The following is an 18,014-nucleotide window of genomic DNA, read 5'->3' on the forward strand; positions in this document are numbered from 1 at the left end:
GCTTTAAAACGTGGCGCCAACTCTATGTTCTGACAGGCGTTTTGCCCACGTATACGAAAAATTGACATTAAACTAGCACGACCAAAGGTAACTTTACACCGTCTACCACGTTGGCTAGCGCGAATATGTCGATTGGCCAGCAAGTCGAAGCGTGGAAAAGAGTCCTACAAGCCATAAACATCCCTTCCTGCAACCACGACTCAGGCGTCCACCATCGCCATCGCCTCCTCGACATCCACTGCCACCAGACGCGAACAACCGGGTTCGTGCATCGTCACCCCCATCAGCTGTTCGGCCATTTCCATGGCGATCTTGTTGTGGGTGATATAGATGAACTGCACTGTCTGTGACATCTCTTTTACCAATCGCGCGTAGCGTCCAACGTTAGCGTCATCCAGTGGCGCGTCAACCTCATCGAGCATGCAGAACGGCGCCGGGTTCAACTTGAAGATCGCAAAAACCAGGGCCAGTGCGGTCAGGGCTTTTTCGCCACCGGAGAGCAAATGGATGGTGCTGTTCTTCTTCCCTGGCGGCTGCGCCATGATTGTTACCCCTGTATCGAGTAAATCTTCGCCCGTCAGTTCCAAATACGCGCGGCCTCCACCGAAAACTTTCGGGAAAAGCGCCTGTAAACCGCCATTGATCTGATCAAAGGTATCCTTGAATCGGTTGCGGGTTTCCTTGTCGATCTTGCGAATCACGTTCTCAAGGGTTTCAAGGGCTTCCACCAGATCGTCGTTCTGGGCATCCAGATAACGTTTACGCTCCGATTGTTGCTGGTACTCATCGATGGCCGCCAGGTTGATCGCACCCAGGCGCTGAATCCTCGCGGCGATGCGCTCGAGTTCGTCCTCGGCTTCCTTCTCGCTGGCCTCGGCAGTCAATGTCGCGAGTACGCCGTGGAGATCGTAGCCGTCTTCCAGCAACTGGTCCTGCAAGGTCTTGCGGCGCACGGTCAGGGCTTGCCATTCCATACGCTGGGTTTCGAGCTGACCGCGAATCAACTGGGATTGTTGTTCGGCCTGGCTGCGGCGCTTCTCGGCTTCGCGCAATTCGCGGTCGGCGTCTTCGAGGGCGATCTGCGCGGTCTTGAGTTCTTCGTCGACGGTCATGCGTTTGTCGAGCAACTCCTCGAGCCTCAAACGCAATTCTTCCAGTGGCGCTTCGCCCTCCTCCAGATTGAGGCTCAGTTGCTCGCGTTTTTCGGTCAGCCGCTCGGACTGCATCTCCAGCCGCTCCAGCGCCTGACGCGTCGAATCATGCTGTGCCTTGAGCGAACCCAAACGCACCGCCAACTGGTGGGCGTGATCCTTGTGTTGCCGCGCTTCCTGACGCACCCGGTCCAGGCGCTCACGCAAACTGTCGCGCTGCGCCAGCAGCAGCTCACGCTGCTCGGTGTCCTGCGCCATGCTGTCGAGGGCTTCCTGCAATTGCAGGCGCGCTTCACCGATGTTTTCGTGCTCCAGGGCCCGCTGCTCGTCCAGTTCGGTGAGTTCTTCGTCGAGGCGGGTACGGCGCAGGGTCAATTGCTCGACCTTGGCTTTGCCGGCCGACAGTTGAGCCTTCAACTCACCTTGCTGACGCGCTTCGTCCTGCAGCAAGCGGCGCAAATGTTCGCGACCGTTTTCCTGCTGACGCTGCTGCGCCCTGAGATTCTGAAGTTGGGTTTCCAGGGTTTCGACAGCGGCTTCAAGCGCTTCGCGCTCATGGCCCAGTTGCTGGATTTCCTGACCACGGGCGAGCACGCCGCTTTCCGCTTCACTGGCCCGGCGCACACGCAGAAAATGCCGTCCGACCCAGTAACCATCACGGCTGATCAGGCTCTGCCCGGCAGCCAGTTGCCCGCGCAAGGCCAAGGCCTGTTCAAGGCTGTCGACCGGCTTGACCTGCCCCAGCCATGGCGACAGGTCGATCTGTGCCTCGACCTTGTCCAGCAGGCTGCCCGGCACGCGCACGCCATCGCTGGCCGGGCTGAGCAAACGCAAGTCGCCCTGGGCAAAGCCCGACAGATCGAAATCGTTGAAATCGTCCACCAGCACCGCTTGCAGGTCGGCACCGAGCACGGTTTCCACCGCCAGTTCCCAACCGGCTTCAACCTTCAGGCCTTCGGCCAGGCGCGGACGATCCGCGAGATTTTGTTCGCGCAACCACTCGGCGGTACCAGTGCCTGGGTCGAGCGCGGCTTGCTGCAAGGCTTCAAGCGAAGCCAGTCTACCGTTGAGTCGCTGCAAATCGCCCTGGGCCTGTTGTTGCGCCGACAGCGCCTGCTGCAGTTCCTGCCGCAATTGCTCAAGCTTTTCGACCTGCGCTTCTTCGCTGGTCTGCAAATCCTCAAGGGTTGCTTCGGATTCAGCGAGCTGCTCGCTGAGCGCCATGATCGCCGCGTCTTCCGGGTCCGCCGAGAGCAAGGCGCGCTCTTCACCAAGACGTTTCTGCCGATCGGCCAGGCGCTCAAGGCTGGTTTCCAGCTGCTGGATCCGCGACTGCTGCACTTCGGCCTGACGGCGCGGCTCGGCGGCGGTGAGGTTGAACGTATCCCACTGCTCTTGCCAGCCATGCATGGTGGTTTCGGATTCTTCCAGCGCGGCAGCGGCCTCTTCGGCGGCGGCGCTGGTGACTTCCTGTTCCGGGGTGAGCATGTCCAGCTCTTCGCCGAGGGTCAGCAGCAGCGTGCGGTCGTGGCCCAGGTGCGATTCGGTTTCCAGGCGTGCGCGCTCGGCTTCTTTCAGGTCGTCCTGCAATTGCCGCAGACGCTGCTGGCCGTGCTGGATGCTCTGCTCGACCCGGGCAATGTCGCCGCCGACCGAGTAGAAGCGCCCTTGCACCAGATTGAAGCGCTCCGACAGGTCGTGGTGCCCGTCACGCAGGCGTTCGATGCTCGCGTCGGCATTGCGTTGTTCGGCCACCAGGGCTTCGAAGGAAACCTCCTGGTTACCGATGATCGCTTCACGCTGGCCGATCTGATCGTTCAACGCCTGCCAGCGCAGGGCCGACAGTTGGGCCTTGAGCTGACGCTCCTCGCCCTTGTATTCCTGATACTTCCTGGCAGCCTCCGCCTGGCGGTGCAAGCGTTCGAGCTGACGCTCAAGCTCTTCGCGCAGGTCGGTGAGGCGCTCAAGGTTTTCGTGGGTGCGCCGGATACGGTTTTCCGTCTCGCGCCGGCGCTCCTTGTACTTGGAGATCCCGGCCGCTTCTTCGATGAAGTTGCGCAGGTCTTCGGGCTTGGACTCGATCAGCTTGGAGATCATCCCCTGCTCGATGATCGAGTAGCTGCGCGGGCCAAGGCCGGTGCCGAGGAAGATGTCAGTGATGTCGCGGCGCCGGCATTTGGTGCCGTTGAGGTAATAGGTGGTCTGGCTGTCGCGAGTCACTTTGCGGCGAATGGAAATTTCCGCATAGGCAGCGTACTCGCCGAGCAGTGTCCCGTCGGAGTTATCGAACACCAGTTCGATGCTCGCCTGGCTCACCGGCTTGCGGCTGGTGGAACCGTTGAAGATGACGTCGGTCATCGACTCGCCGCGCAGGTTCTTCGCCGAACTCTCGCCCATTACCCAACGCACGGCGTCGATGATGTTCGATTTGCCGCAGCCATTGGGCCCGACCACTGCCGCCATGTTACTGGGGAAGTTCACCGTGGTCGGGTCGACGAAGGACTTGAACCCCGCCAGCTTGATGCACTTTAGGCGCACGCTCAGGCGTCCGTCAGAGCGGAGATCACCAGATCGCAACTGCGCTGGGCGTAAGCCGTCAGTACCACGCGAATCTGCGCAAAGTCACGGGCGATCACGGCCGCGAGCAAGCGTTCGAACAGTTCCAGGAACTCGCTCATCGACGCCTTGCGCTGGTCCAGGGCAAGGAAATAGGCACGACTCATGGCCGGCTGCAGATTCTCGACGGTTTCCTGCAAGTACGGGTTGTTGGCAAACCCATAGGTGGCACGCATCACGTTGAAACTGTCGTCGACGAAGGTGTGGATGTCCTGGCGCTCGTAGCTGGCGGTCAGGCGCTGCTGAATCTGCACGAACGGCGCCAGGTCGGCCTGGACTTTCCAGCCACTGGCCACGGAGTTGGCCAACAGGATGTACATCTCGCTCATCAGCGTGCACAGGCTCTGCACCTTATGCGCGGTGAGCTCGGTCACGTGGGCGCCACGTCGCGGCAGGATCGCGATCAGGTGCCGACGCTCGAGAATCAGCAAGGCCTCACGGACCGAACCACGGCTGACATTGAGGGCCAGCGTGACCTTCTGTTCCTGGATGCGCTCCCCGGGCTTCATTTCGCCGCGAATGATGCGTTCGGCGAGGTGGTGAGCGATTTGTTCGGCGAGGCTGTCCGGCGCCTTGAACGTCATGGTTGTCCTTCAAACTCTTCGATCTGTACAAGCGGCGCAGTGTAGCGCAATTGCTGCGTCAGGGCGGAGTGCCCGCCCGGTGGTTTTTGGCACGATTCAAGCTAATTCAAGCAAAAAGGCAGGCTATCGAACCAACGACAATAATTAAGGAACAGGTGGTTGATCGACAAAATGCAATTTCCTGACCTTTAAGTCAGAAAATCATTGACCGAAAAGTCAGACCTGCTAAATTCGGTCCTATCGGTTAACAACAATAATGAGTCTGCGAGGCCTTCCGTGATCCAGTTTTTACTAAACCAGGAACTCCGTAGCGAGCACGCCCTGGACCCGAACCTGACCGTGCTCAATTATCTGCGCGACCATGTAGGCAAGCCCGGCACCAAAGAAGGCTGCGCCAGCGGTGACTGCGGCGCCTGCACCGTGGTGGTCGGCGAATTGCAAACGGATGATGACGGCCGCGAACACATTCGCTATCGCAGCCTCAACTCGTGCCTGACCTTCGTCTCGTCCCTGCACGGCAAACAACTGATCAGCGTTGAAGACCTCAAGCACAAAGGGCAACTGCACAGCGTGCAGAAAGCCATGGTCGAGTGCCACGGTTCGCAATGCGGCTTCTGTACCCCCGGTTTCGTGATGTCGCTGTTTGCCCTGCAAAAGAACAGCGATGCACCCGATCATGCCAAGGCCCACGAAGCACTGGCCGGCAATCTCTGCCGCTGCACCGGCTACCGGCCGATCCTGGAAGCCGCCGAACAGTCCTGCTGCGGCAAGCAACCGGACCAGTTCGACGCCCGCGAGGCCGACACCATCGCGCGCCTGAAAGCCATTGCCCCTACCGATATCGGCGAACTCAACAGCGGCGACAAACGCTGCCTGGTGCCGTTGACCGTGGCCGACCTGGCCGATCTCTACGACGCTTATCCGCAGGCCCGCCTGTTGGCCGGCGGTACCGACCTGGCACTGGAAGTCACGCAGTTCCACCGCACCCTGCCGGTGATGATCTACGTCGGCAACGTCGCCGAGATGAAACGCATCGAACGTTTTGACGATCGTCTGGAAATCGGCGCCGCCACGGCCCTTTCCGACTGCTACGAGGCCTTGAACGCCGAGTACCCGGACTTCGGTGAATTGCTGCACCGCTTCGCCTCCTTGCAGATCCGCAACCAGGGCACCCTCGGCGGCAATATCGGCAACGCCTCGCCGATTGGTGACTCGCCGCCCCTGCTGATCGCCCTCGGCGCGCAAATCGTGCTGTGCAAAGGCGAAACCCGCCGCACCCTGGCGCTGGAAGATTACTTCATCGATTACCGCGTCACCGCGCGCCAGGAAAGCGAGTTCATCGAGAAGATCATCGTGCCGCGCGCCAGCGTCGAAAAACTGTTCCGCGCCTACAAAGTCTCCAAGCGTCTGGACGACGACATTTCCGCCGTGTGCGCCGCCTTCAACATTCGTCTGGAAAACGGCGTAGTCGCCGAGGCCCGCGTCGCCTTCGGCGGCATGGCGGCCATCCCGAAACGCGCCGCTGCTTGCGAGGCCGCATTGCTTGGTTCGCCATTCAACAACGCCACCGTTGAACGCGCCTGCGCGGCCCTGGGCGAAGATTTCACGCCGCTCTCGGACTTCCGCGCCAGCAAGGAATATCGCCTGCTCAGTGCGCAAAACCTGCTGCGCAAATACTTCATCGAACTGCAAACACCGCACATCGAGACTCGGGTGACCGCTTATGTCTAATCATCACGCCGTAGAGAAGACCCAAGCCGAATTGGCTGAACTGTTCGCCAAGGACCTGACCACCGGTGTCGGCCGCAGCGTCAAGCACGACAGCGCCGCCAAGCATGTCGCCGGTGAAGCGCAGTACATCGACGATCGCCTGGAGTTTCCGAACCAGTTGCACGTTTATGCACGCATGTCGGACCGCGCCCACGCGCGGATCATCAGCATCGACACCGCGCCCTGCTACGCCTTCGAAGGCGTGCGCATCGCCATTACCCACGAAGACGTACCGGGCCTGAAAGACATCGGCCCATTGCTGCCCGGCGATCCGCTGCTGGCCATCGATACCGTGCAATTCGTCGGTCAACCGGTGGTCGCCGTTGCCGCGAAAGACCTGGAAACCGCGCGCAAGGCGGCCATGGCCGCGATCATCGAATACGAAGACCTCGAGCCCGTGCTGGATGTGGTCGAAGCCCTGCGCAAACGCCACTTCGTACTGGAAAGCCACACTCACAAGCGTGGCGATTCGGTCACGGCGCTGGCCACCGCCGAGCACCGCATTCAAGGCACCTTGCATATCGGCGGCCAGGAACACTTCTACCTGGAAACCCAGATCTCTTCGGTGATGCCGACCGAAGATGGCGGCATGATCGTCTACTGCTCGACCCAGAACCCCACCGAAGTGCAAAAACTGGTAGCGGAAGTGCTGGACGTGTCGATGAACAAGATCGTCGTCGACATGCGCCGCATGGGCGGCGGTTTCGGCGGCAAGGAAACCCAGGCCGCGAGCCCGGCCTGCCTGTGCGCGGTGATCGCGCACCTGACCGGCCAACCGACCAAGATGCGCCTGCCACGGGTCGAAGACATGCTGATGACCGGCAAGCGCCATCCGTTCTATGTCGAATACGACGTGGGCTTCGACGACAGCGGGCGCCTGCATGGCATCCAGCTGGAACTGGCGGGTAACTGCGGCTGCTCGCCGGACCTGTCGAACTCGATTGTTGACCGTGCCATGTTCCACTCCGACAACTCGTACTACCTGGGCGACGCGACCATCAACGGTTATCGCTGCAAGACGAACACTGCGTCGAACACCGCCTACCGTGGTTTCGGCGGCCCGCAAGGCATGGTCGCCATCGAAGAAGTGATGGACGCGATTGCCCGGCATCTGAACCTCGACCCGCTGGCGGTGCGCAAGGCCAACTATTACGGCAAGACCGAACGCAACGTCACCCATTACTACCAGACCGTCGAGCACAACATGCTCGAAGAGATGACCGCCGAACTGGAAGAAAGCAGCCAGTACGCCGAGCGTCGCGAAGCCATCCGTCGCTACAACGCCAACAGCCCGATCCTGAAAAAAGGCCTGGCGCTGACGCCGGTGAAATTCGGCATTTCCTTCACCGCCAGCTTCCTCAACCAGGCAGGTGCCTTGGTGCACGTCTACACCGACGGCAGCATCCACCTGAACCACGGCGGCACCGAAATGGGCCAGGGCCTGAACACCAAGGTCGCGCAGGTGGTGGCCGAAGTGTTCCAGGTGGAAATGGACCGCGTGCAAATCACTGCGACCAACACCGACAAAGTACCGAACACCTCGCCGACCGCCGCTTCCAGCGGTGCCGACCTGAACGGCAAGGCCGCGCAGAACGCGGCGGAAACCATCAAGAAACGGCTGGTGGAATTCGCGGCCCGCCAATACAAGGTCAGCGAAGAGGACGTGGAATTCCACAACGGTCATGTGCGGGTTCGCGATCACATCCTGACGTTCGAAGCGTTGATCCAGCAGGCGTACTTCGCCCAGGTATCGCTGTCGAGCACCGGCTTCTACAAGACCCCGAAAATCTACTACGACCGCAGCCAGGCCCGTGGCCGGCCGTTCTACTACTTCGCCTTTGGTGCGGCGTGCTGCGAAGTGCTGGTCGACACCCTGACCGGCGAATACAAGATGCTGCGCACCGACATCCTCCACGACGTCGGCGCCTCGCTGAACCCGGCCATCGACATCGGTCAGGTCGAGGGCGGTTTCATCCAGGGCATGGGCTGGCTGACCATGGAAGAGCTGGTGTGGAACAACAAGGGCAAGCTGATGACCAACGGCCCGGCCAGCTACAAGATCCCGGCCGTAGCGGACATGCCCCTGGACCTGCGGGTGAAGCTGGTGGAAAACCGCAAGAACCCTGAGGACACGGTGTTCCATTCCAAGGCCGTGGGCGAGCCGCCGTTCATGCTCGGCATCGCCTCGTGGTGTGCAATCAAGGACGCCGTGGCGAGCCTGGGCGACTACAAGCATCAACCGAAAATCGATGCACCGGCGACTCCGGAGCGGGTGTTGTGGGGCTGTGAGCAGATGCGCCAGTTGAAGGCGGCGAAAGCTGTCGAGGCTGAAACCGAGTTGGCTTCGCTCTAGGACCGAGGCGCGGCCTTCGCGAGCAAGCCCGCTCCCACAGGGTTATGTGCTGATTTGTGGACTTATGCAAATCCAATGTGGGAGCGGGCTTGCTCGCGAAGACGCCCGAACAGACAACAACAATGTCGAGGTGAACATGTACAACTGGATCGACGCCCTCGCCGACCTGCAAAACCGGGGTGAGCCCTGCGTGCTGATAACCATCATCGAAGAGCTCGGCTCGACGCCGCGCAATGCCGGCTCGAAGATGGTCATCAGCGCGAACCAGGCCTTCGACACCATCGGTGGCGGACACCTGGAATACAAAGCCATGCAGATTGCCCGCGAGATGCTGGCCAGCGGCAAACAGGATACCCATCTGGAGCGTTTCAGCCTCGGCGCCAGCCTCGGCCAATGCTGCGGTGGTGCAACGGTATTGCTGTTCGAACCGATGGGCCAGGTACAGGCGCAGATCGCCGTGTTCGGTGCCGGCCATGTGGGCCGGGCGCTGGTGCCACTGCTGGCCAGCCTGCCTTGCCGGGTGCGCTGGATCGACTCGCGGGAAGATGAATTCCCGGAGCAGATCCCCCATGGCGTGCGCAAGATCGTCAGCGAAGAACCGGTGGATGAAGTCGACGACCTGCCCGCTGGCAGTTATTGCATCGTGATGACCCACAACCATCAACTCGACCTCGAACTGACCGCTGCGATCCTCAAACGCAACGACTTCGCCTACTTCGGCCTGATCGGCTCGAAGACCAAACGCGTGAAGTTCGAACATCGCCTGCGCGACCGCGGCTTCGACACCAGCGTCGTGCAACGCATGCGCTGCCCGATGGGCATCGGCGAAGTCAAAGGCAAGTTGCCTGTGGAAATCGCCATCTCCATCGCCGGCGAAATCATCGCCACCTATAACGCGAATTTCGGTCAGCACACCGCCAGCGCCGGATCGATTGCCAAACTGCTGCCTGCGTCACGCCGCAGCCAAGCCTCCAACTGAGAATTCTCATGCCTCTGACTCGCAAAGCCTACCGCGCCGCCATCCTGCACAGCATCGCCGACCCTGCCATCGTGGGCATCGAAGCCTCCTACGAGTATTTCGAAGACGGTTTGCTGGTTGTGGACAACGGCCGGATCAGCGCCCTCGGCCACGCCAGCGAACTGCTGCCGACCCTGGCGGCTGACGTCGAAATCACCCACTATCAGGACGCACTGATCACTCCCGGCTTTATCGATACCCACATCCATTTGCCGCAAACCGGCATGGTCGGTGCCTACGGCGAACAATTGCTGGACTGGCTCAACACCTACACTTTCCCGTGCGAAAGCCAGTTCGCCGACAAGGCACACGCCGACGAAGTCGCGGACATTTTCATCAAGGAACTGCTGCGCAACGGCACCACCACTGCGCTGGTGTTCGGCAGCGTGCATCCGCAATCGGTGAACTCGTTCTTCGAGGCGGCCGAACAGTTGGACCTGCGGATGATCGCCGGCAAGGTGATGATGGACCGCAACGCGCCGGACTACCTGACCGACACCGCTGAATCCAGCTATCTGGAAAGCAAGGCATTGATCGAGCGCTGGCACGGCAAGGGTCGCCTGCACTACGCCGTCACCCCACGCTTCGCACCGACCAGCACCCCGGAACAGCTCACCCTGGCCGGCCAGTTGCTGACTGAATACCCGGATCTGTACATGCAGACCCACATCAGCGAAAACCTCAAGGAAATCGAGTGGGTCAAGGAACTGTTCCCGGAGCGCAAGGGCTACCTGGACGTCTACGATCACTACCAGTTGCTCGGCGAGCGCTCGGTGTTCGCCCACGGCGTGCACCTGTGCGATGACGAGTGCGCGCGACTGGCAGAAACCGGTTCGGCCATTTCGTTCTGCCCGACCTCGAACTTCTTCCTCGGCAGTGGCCTGTTCAACTTGCCGATGGCCGAGAAGCACAAACTCAATGTCGGCATCGGCACCGATGTGGGCGGCGGCACCAGTTTCTCGCTGCTGCAAACCCTCAACGAAGCCTACAAGGTCATGCAGCTGCAAGGTGCACGCCTGAGCCCGTTCAAGTCGCTGTACCTGGCCACCCTCGGTGGCGCCCGTGCGCTGCGCCTGGAGGACAAGATCGGCAACCTGCAACCTGGCACCGACGCCGACTTCCTGGTGCTGGACTACAACGCCACGCCGCTGCTGGGCTATCGCCTGAAGCAGGCCCATAACATCGCCGAGACGTTGTTCGTGTTGATGACGCTGGGGGATGACCGGACGGTGCTGCAGACTTATGCGGCGGGGAATCTGGTGCATCAGCGCTAAGCTATTCCGGGCATAAAAAATTCCCCGTGATCATCAGATTCCGGGGGATTTTTTATGCCCTGTAGGAGCGAGCTTGCTCGCGATGGTCGTTAACGATCACGCGGGAAGCCTGACACCCCGTGGCGTCCTCAGGTTCATCGCGAGCAAGCTCGCTCCCACAGGTCAGATTTTCGCTGGCGAACGCCCTGGCTTCTTGGTCTGCAACAAATGCGAGAACACCGCATGCAGATCATCCGAAGCACTTTCCTCGTCGAGGTTGAGCTTGCTGTCGATGTGATCCATGTGATGCATCATCAGGTCGACCGCCAGTTCAGCGTCGCGTTTTTCGATGGCATCGATCAGTTGGGTGTGCTCGTCGTAGGAGCAGTGGGAGCGGTTGCCGCTTTCGTACTGGGCGATGATCAGCGAAGTCTGGGACACCAGGCTGCGCTGGAAGCTGATCAACGGGGCGTTCTTCGCCGCTTCGGCCAGTTTCAAGTGGAATTCGCCCGACAGGCGGATGCCGGCACCACGATCCCCACGGGAAAAGCTGTCGCGCTCGTCATTGACCATCTGGCGCAATTCGGCAATCTGCTCGGCGGTGGCGTGCTGCACCGCCAATTCGGTGATCGCGCGCTCGACCAGACGCCGGGCCATGAACACCTGTCGCGCCTCTTCGACGCTCGGGCTGGCGACGACGGCGCCGCGATTCGGACGCAGCAGCACCACGCCTTCATGGGCCAGGCGCGACAAGGCGCGGCGAATGATGGTGCGGCTGACCCCGAAAATTTCCCCCAGCGCTTCTTCGCTCAACTTGGTGCCGGGCGCCAGACGCTGCTCGAGGATGGCCTCGAAGATATGCGCGTAGACAATATCATCCTGGGTACCGCTGCGGCCGGCTTTGCCTGCTCGCGGTTGTTTCTTTAGGGGTTGCAACTGTTCGTTCATGGGCACTCGAGTCGGAAGAACTGCGGCGAATTGACGGTGACTGTAATACGGCACAGTGGGTCGCTGGCAAGTATCGCGTAAAAAACACCACGATTGTACACAATGGATGGTGGCAACACGACTGTACGGCTGAATGTTGCCTCGGCTGTATCGCAACGTCTGGTTACTTTTGAGTTTAGGCTTGTTCGCAGAATCCGCCCTCCTGTGGGAGCGGGCTTGCTCGCGAATGCAGTCTGTCAGCCACATCAATGTCGACTGACACACCCTCTTCGCGAGCAAGCCCGCTCCCACAAGGCTCTGCATCGCTGCGGACATCTTCATTGGTATAAGGAACACCGCCGTCATGAACGACGCCACGCACACGCAGCTCCGCCCACTGGCCGACACCTCGACCTCGGCCATCGTCGCCGGGTTCATCGCCATGATGACCGGCTACACCAGCTCCCTGGTGCTGATGTTTCAGGCCGGGCAAGCGGCGGGCCTGAGCAGCGGGCAGATTTCTTCGTGGATCTGGGCGATTTCCATCGGCATGGCGGTGTGCTCCATTAGCCTGTCCCTGCGCTATCGCACGCCGATCACCATTGCCTGGTCGACCCCCGGTGCCGCGCTGCTGATCACCAGCCTGGGCGGTGTAAGCTACGGTGAAGCCATTGGTGCCTATATTACCTGCGCGGTACTGGTGACGATTTGCGGGCTGACCGGCAGCTTCGAACGGCTGGTGAAAAAAATCCCGGCATCCTTGGCCGCCGCCCTGCTGGCAGGGATCCTGTTCAAGATCGGCAGCGAGATCTTCGTCGCTGCGCAACACCGCACCGCCCTCGTATTGGGGATGTTTGTCACTTATCTGCTGGTCAAGCGCCTGTCGCCACGCTATGCGGTGTTGGCGGCATTGCTGATCGGCACGGCATTGTCAGGCTTCATGGGGCTGCTGGACTTCAGCGGTTTTCACCTGGAGGTGGCCACGCCGGTCTGGACCACGCCGCACTTTTCCCTGGCAGCGACCATCAGCATCGGCATCCCGCTGTTTGTCGTCGCCATGACATCACAGAACATGCCCGGTATCGCCGTATTGCGCGCCGATGGTTACACGGTGCCAGCCTCGCCGCTGATCACCACCACCGGCATCGCCAGCTTGCTGTTGGCACCATTCGGCTCCCACGGGATCAACCTGGCGGCGATCAGCGCAGCAATCTGCACCGGGCCGCACGCCCATGAGGATCGCAACAAGCGCTACACCGCCGCCGTCTGGTGCGGGATTTTCTACGGGTTTGCCGGCGTGTTCGGCGCGACGCTCGCCGCATTGTTTGCCGCGCTGCCCAAGGAGCTGGTGCTGTCGATTGCTGCGCTGGCGCTGTTTGGCTCGATCATCAACGGCTTGAGCATTGCCATGAGCGTCGTGAAGGAGCGTGAAGCCGCGCTGATCACCTTCATGGTCACGGCATCGGGGCTGACGCTGTTTTCCATCGGTTCGGCGTTCTGGGGGATTGTCGCGGGGGTGGTGACGCTGCTGATCCTCAACTGTGGGAGCGAGCCTGCTCGCGATGGTCTTCAACGATAACGCTGGAAACCTGACACCCCGCGGCGCTCTCAGGTTCATCGCGAGCAAGCTCGCTCCTACAAAGAGCAGGCATAAAAAAACGGCGACCCTCGGGTCGCCGTTTTTTCAGAACATCAAGCTACCGGATTGATCGGCTTTTCCGGGTACCAAACGTCCAGCAGCGGGCTGACTTCAACGCTGGTCAGCTCGGTGCGGCCTTTGAGCCAGGCTTCAACGGCAGCGCGCTGTTCAGCGCTGACCGAGCCACGCTTCTGCAGGCAAACCAGACCGTAGTCGTCGCCGCCAACATAGCCCAGACCGTTGGCTTCCATGGCTTCTTTGAGGAACGCATCGAGGAAAGCATCAATGGCTTCATCAGCCAAATCTTCTTTGAAATCCAGGTTCAGTTCGAAACCCAGCTCTTGAAATTCATCGACGCACAGTTTTTTGCGCAGACGCTGGGAACGGTTAGTCGCCATTGGAACAATCCTCTTAAGTAATAACGGGCGGCACTTTAGCAGTTTAAGCCGCCGATTGCCTGACTCTCTGGGCCACGATGCCTACCGTCGGTAAAAAAATAGCCTGTCAGACAGCCCGCGCACGGCACAAGCAGCGACACCTTGGGGCATAATGCCGACACTTTCATGACCATTGAGGGAATTTATCTCTATGCCCTCGTCTTATTCCCCCTCGGCTGTAGGGTTTTATTTCAGATGATCAAATCTTTGCGTCCATTGCTGTTGGCCGGTTTTTCTCTCCCCTGGCCTTCTCCGTTTCCGCAGCGCCCATCAACACTGCGTTGTCGCCCAATGTTGAAAAAGCCCTGAAAGCCAGCAAGTTGCAGGACAACGCCCTGTCGCTGGTGATGATCCCGCTCACCGGTCCCGGCACCCCGACGGTGTTCAATGCAGACGTCTCGGTCAACCCGGCGTCGACCATGAAACTGGTCACCACCTACGCGGCCCTGGAAATGCTCGGCCCGAACCACCAGTGGAAAACCGAGTTCTACACCGACGGTACCCTCAGTGGCGGCATCCTCAACGGCAACCTCTACCTCAAGGGTGGCGGCGATCCGAAGCTGAACATGGAAAAACTCTGGCTGCTGATGCGTGACCTGCGTGCCAATGGTGTCACCCAGGTCACCGGCGACCTGGTGCTGGATAAAACCTTCTTCGTGCAACCGCAACTGCCGGAGTTCAATGACGACGGCAACGACGAAAACAAACCGTTCCTGGTCAAACCCGACTCGCTGCTGGTCAACCTCAAGGCCCTGCGCTTCGTCGCGCGCAATGATTCGGGCAAGGTATTGGTCTCGGTGGAACCGCCGATTGCGAGCATCCGCATCGACAACCAGGTCAAAGCCCTCAATTCCAAGCAATGCACCGGTGGCGTGCGCTACAACCCGGTAGCACAGGCCGATGGCAGCGTGACCGTGACAGTCGGCGGTCAACTGGGTGAAGGTTGCAGCTCGCAGACTTACCTGTCGCTGCTCGACCATGCGACCTACACCGCCGGCGCCGTCCGTGCGATCTGGAAGGAACTGGGTGGCAGCATCCAGGGCAAGGATGTGCTGGCGCCAACACCCAAAGATGCCAAGGTACTGGCCCGGGCGTTCTCTCCAGACCTGGCGGAAGTCATCCGCGACATCAACAAGTACAGTAACAACACCATGGCCCAGCAGTTGTTCCTGAGCCTCGGCCAACGCTTCCGCACCGATGCCGATGGCGACGACGCCAAGGCCGCCCAGCGTGTGGTGCGTCAGTGGCTGGCGAAAAAGGGCATCACCGCGCCGCATCTGGTGATGGAGAACGGCTCCGGCCTGTCCCGCTCCGAGCGCGTCAGCGCCCGGGAAATGGCTTCGATGCTCGAAGCGGCGTGGCACAGCCCGTATGCCGCCGAATACATCAGCTCGATGCCGATTGCCGGCACCGACGGCACCATGCGCAAGCGCCTCAAGACCACGGCGATGCGCGGCGAAGCCCACGTCAAGACCGGCACCCTGAACACCGTGCGGGCGATTGCCGGGTTCAGTCGCGACGTCAACGGCAACACCTGGGCGGTGGTGGCGATCCTCAACGACAAGGCCCCGTTCGGCGCCTCTTCGGTGCTGGATCAGGTGCTGCTCGACCTGTACCGTCAACCGAAAATGCCGCAGACGGCTTCGGTTCTGTAAAGCACCACATAACCCTTGTGGGAGCGGGCTTGCTCGCGAAGGCGATTTGTCAGTCACATCGATGTTGGATGTGCCGCCGTCTTCGCGAGCAAGCCCGCTCCCACATTAACTGCGTACAGCCTGGGTCAGTTCATTTCCTCTTCCACACGATCCCTTCCTGCCTGTTTAGCCGCATAAACCCCCGAATCCGCGCGCAATAGCAAGGCATCGGCGCCCTCCCCGACCCGCCAGCTGGCAATCCCGAAACTGGCCGTGACCGTACCCACACCTTCAATGGGTGAACTGCGCAAGCCTTGCCACAATTGCTGGGCCAATACATAGGCATGTTCGCCATTGATATCCGGGCACAGCACCATGAACTCCTCACCGCCCAAGCGGCAGAACACATCGGTGCGACGCAGCCGGTGGCCGATCCGTTGGCACACTGCCTGCAACACCCGATCACCGATGGCATGGCCATGCAGGTCATTGATGCGCTTGAAATGGTCGATATCGAGCATGATCACCGACAAATCCCCACCGCCGCGCTCTACCCTGGCCATTTCGGTGGTCAGACGCTCCTGGAAATAACGCCGGTTGTGGATACCGGTCAGCGAGTCGGTGACCGACAACGCGCGCAACTCTTCTTCCACCCGCTTCATATCGGAAATGTCCGAGACGTAGCCGTGCCACAGCACACCACCACCGGGCAGTTCCTCCGGAGTGGCTTCGCCGCGAACCCAACGCAATCCACGTTGCGGCAGTTGCACGCGGTATTCTTCGCGCCACGGGCTGAGCGTGTCGGCCGAGGCGCGGATCGAGGCGCGGACACGGGTGGTGTCCTGCGGGTGAATCCGGGTGAAGATCGACTCGGCATTGAGCAGCAGCACGTCGGGTTCCAGCTCGTAGATCTCGCGAATGCCGTCGCTGGCGTAGATCACACTGAAGCGCCCGTCGAACTCCATCTTGAACTGGTAGATGCCACCGGGCACGTGGGCGCTGAGTTTTTTCAACAGCAGGTCCCGCGCCGCGAGCGCTTCATGGACCCGTTTGCGTTCGGTGATATCGATGCACACCGCCAGGTGCCCGACCCACAGGCCTTGCTCGTCGAGCACCGGAGTCGCGAGCATGTTGACCATCAAATGGCTGCCATCGCCGCGCACCAGCGTCCACTCCCGCGCCTCGTGGCTGCCCTCCATGTCGCCTTCGACCAGCATCGCGTGACAGGCTGGCACCGGTTTGCCATAGCGTGCACTCAACTCTACCGAGCGAGCGGCCAGTTCCCGAGGCAGGTGCAGGTTCTCCAGGGTCATATGGCCGACCACATCGGCACTGGCGTAGCCAAGCATCTGCTCGGCACCTGCGTTGAAAGTGCTGATGACGCCGCGCAGGTCAGTGGCGATGATCGCAACCTGGGTGGCGGCATTCAGCACGCCACGCAACTGACCATGGGTGCCGCGCAGTTCTTGTTCTCGATCGCGCAGCTCCTGGGTGCGTTGCTCGACCAGCTTCAACGCCCTCTGGCGCTGGCTGACCAACACATACAGCAAGGCACTGAGCAACACGCTGAGCAAACCACCCAGCACCACCACACTGGTCACAGATGAATGATTGGCCTGGATGAACGCTGCACTGGGCTGGATATCAACTTGATAGTCATGGTCGGCCATGCGCAACAGGCGCGTGGCGGACAACTCGCTGATCGCCGGCGGGTTGGGCGACTCGAACAGCACCTCGTGCTGGTCGTCGGTCGACAAATCGAGGATGCGCACCGATAGATAATCATGGCTCGCTTCCGGCAGCCCGTCCGCCAGCAACTGGCGCATGCTGATCACTGCCATGACATAACCGTAGGGCTTCGTGGCCTTGTGGTCTTGACTGTTGCGCTGCGTGACCGGCGCGACCAGCAACACCCCCCGTGCATAAGCCGGCTCGATACTCACCAGATGCATCGGCTGCGACACCGCCATGTCGCTACGCTGATCGGCCCGATCGAGCGTGGCGCGCCGCAGCGGCTGGGCCAGCAAGTCGTAACCAAGGGGAGACCCGAGTTTGCTTTGGGTCTGGCTATAAAGCACCACCACGTACTCGTTGCGTTCGCCCGCCAGTTTCAGCTGACCGTCGGCATCGAGTTCGCGCAGGGTGAAGTTACTCAAGCCTTCGTCGCGCACACGGCGCTCGAACGCCGCCCGCTGCTCGCCGGTAACCCGTTCCGCATAGGAATAGGCTTGGGTTCGCAGCAGCAAAGGCTGGGTATAACCGTCGAATTCCGCACGGGAAACAAAACTGGAATTGGCGAAAAAACGGCGCAGGCCATCAAGGCGCTGCTCCTGATCTTCGAAACGCTCTTCGATACGGCTGTAACGCTCACTGGCCAGCAGTTGAAAGCGTTGCCGCAATTGATGGTGAAACAGATTCAGCGTCGACCACGCCAGCAAACCCGTGAGCACCCCGCCGACAAGTAACACCAGCAGCGCGACCAGCCAGGCCGAGACATCTTCGCTGAGAAAACCCAGGATCTTGGGGCGCACGGCGTGCAACGACATAAAACGCAAACTCAAAACGCCAGGTGCGGGAAAGCCCTTTGGCCATGAGTTGAGTTATAGCTATTAGCCACTAATTTGACTAGTAC

10 protein-coding genes and 1 pseudogene are annotated in these 18,014 nt (G+C 60.6%); 6 read left to right on the top strand and 5 right to left on the bottom strand.

The features are described from left to right. Window positions 1-200 precede the first annotated feature (200 nt). Both smc and RS887_RS01605 read right to left on the bottom strand, forming a co-directional pair. Window positions 201-3,689 (bottom strand): chromosome segregation protein SMC, encoded by a 3,489-nt coding sequence (gene smc / locus RS887_RS01600; protein WP_322614139.1) that lies wholly within the window; start codon window positions 3,687-3,689, stop codon window positions 201-203. Window positions 3,690-3,691: 2 nt separating this feature from the next. Further along, window positions 3,692-4,351 (bottom strand): GntR family transcriptional regulator, encoded by a 660-nt coding sequence (locus RS887_RS01605; protein ID WP_322614140.1) that lies wholly within the window; start codon window positions 4,349-4,351, stop codon window positions 3,692-3,694. 276 nt (window positions 4,352-4,627) lie between these two features. Here RS887_RS01605 and xdhA point away from each other — a divergent pair, with 276 nt between their 5' ends. From xdhA to guaD, 4 genes are all read left to right on the top strand, one after another. Next, the gene (xdhA, locus tag RS887_RS01610; protein ID WP_322614141.1) at window positions 4,628-6,082 is read left to right on the top strand and encodes a xanthine dehydrogenase small subunit; all 1,455 of its coding nucleotides are present in this window, start codon (window positions 4,628-4,630) and stop codon (window positions 6,080-6,082) included. Then, window positions 6,075-8,474, top strand: a complete 2,400-nt coding sequence (gene xdhB / locus RS887_RS01615) for a xanthine dehydrogenase molybdopterin binding subunit (RefSeq protein WP_322614142.1) — start codon at window positions 6,075-6,077, stop codon at window positions 8,472-8,474. Before xdhA ends, xdhB begins: the two co-directional genes overlap by 8 nt. A gap of 136 nt (window positions 8,475-8,610) precedes the next feature. Further along, the gene (gene xdhC / locus RS887_RS01620; RefSeq protein WP_322614143.1) at window positions 8,611-9,453 is read left to right on the top strand and encodes a xanthine dehydrogenase accessory protein XdhC; all 843 of its coding nucleotides are present in this window, start codon (window positions 8,611-8,613) and stop codon (window positions 9,451-9,453) included. Window positions 9,454-9,461: 8 nt separating this feature from the next. Next, on the top strand, window positions 9,462-10,766 hold the full coding sequence (guaD, locus tag RS887_RS01625) for a guanine deaminase (RefSeq protein ID WP_322614144.1): 1,305 nt from the start codon (window positions 9,462-9,464) through the stop codon (window positions 10,764-10,766). A 162-nt stretch (window positions 10,767-10,928) separates the two neighbouring features. On the opposite strand, the gene RS887_RS01630 is transcribed toward guaD, so the two are convergent. Next, entirely contained in the window at window positions 10,929-11,693 is a 765-nt protein-coding gene (locus tag RS887_RS01630) for a GntR family transcriptional regulator (protein ID WP_008021853.1), read from the bottom strand. Between the two features lie 343 nt (window positions 11,694-12,036). Here RS887_RS01630 and RS887_RS01635 point away from each other — a divergent pair, with 343 nt between their 5' ends. Next, window positions 12,037-13,251, top strand: coding sequence for a benzoate/H(+) symporter BenE family transporter (locus RS887_RS01635; protein WP_322614145.1), 1,215 nt, complete (start codon window positions 12,037-12,039; stop codon window positions 13,249-13,251). Between the two features lie 113 nt (window positions 13,252-13,364). Here RS887_RS01635 and RS887_RS01645 read toward each other — a convergent pair whose 3' ends face one another. Next, on the bottom strand, window positions 13,365-13,709 hold the full coding sequence (locus RS887_RS01645) for a YggL family protein (protein ID WP_007971486.1): 345 nt from the start codon (window positions 13,707-13,709) through the stop codon (window positions 13,365-13,367). Window positions 13,710-13,943: 234 nt separating this feature from the next. Here RS887_RS01645 and dacB point away from each other — a divergent pair. After that, window positions 13,944-15,403, top strand: a pseudogene (dacB, locus tag RS887_RS01650) (D-alanyl-D-alanine carboxypeptidase/D-alanyl-D-alanine-endopeptidase). 125 nt (window positions 15,404-15,528) lie between these two features. Here dacB and RS887_RS01655 read toward each other — a convergent pair. Next, window positions 15,529-17,928 carry a diguanylate cyclase gene (locus tag RS887_RS01655; protein WP_322614146.1) on the bottom strand — a complete coding sequence of 800 codons (2,400 nt, stop codon included), beginning with the start codon at window positions 17,926-17,928 and terminating at the stop codon, window positions 15,529-15,531. Window positions 17,929-18,014: the final 86 nt, after the last annotated feature.

Origin of the sequence: Pseudomonas sp. BIC9C (assembly GCF_034541995.1) — a bacterium.
GTDB lineage: Bacteria > Pseudomonadota > Gammaproteobacteria > Pseudomonadales > Pseudomonadaceae > Aquipseudomonas > Aquipseudomonas fluorescens_CC.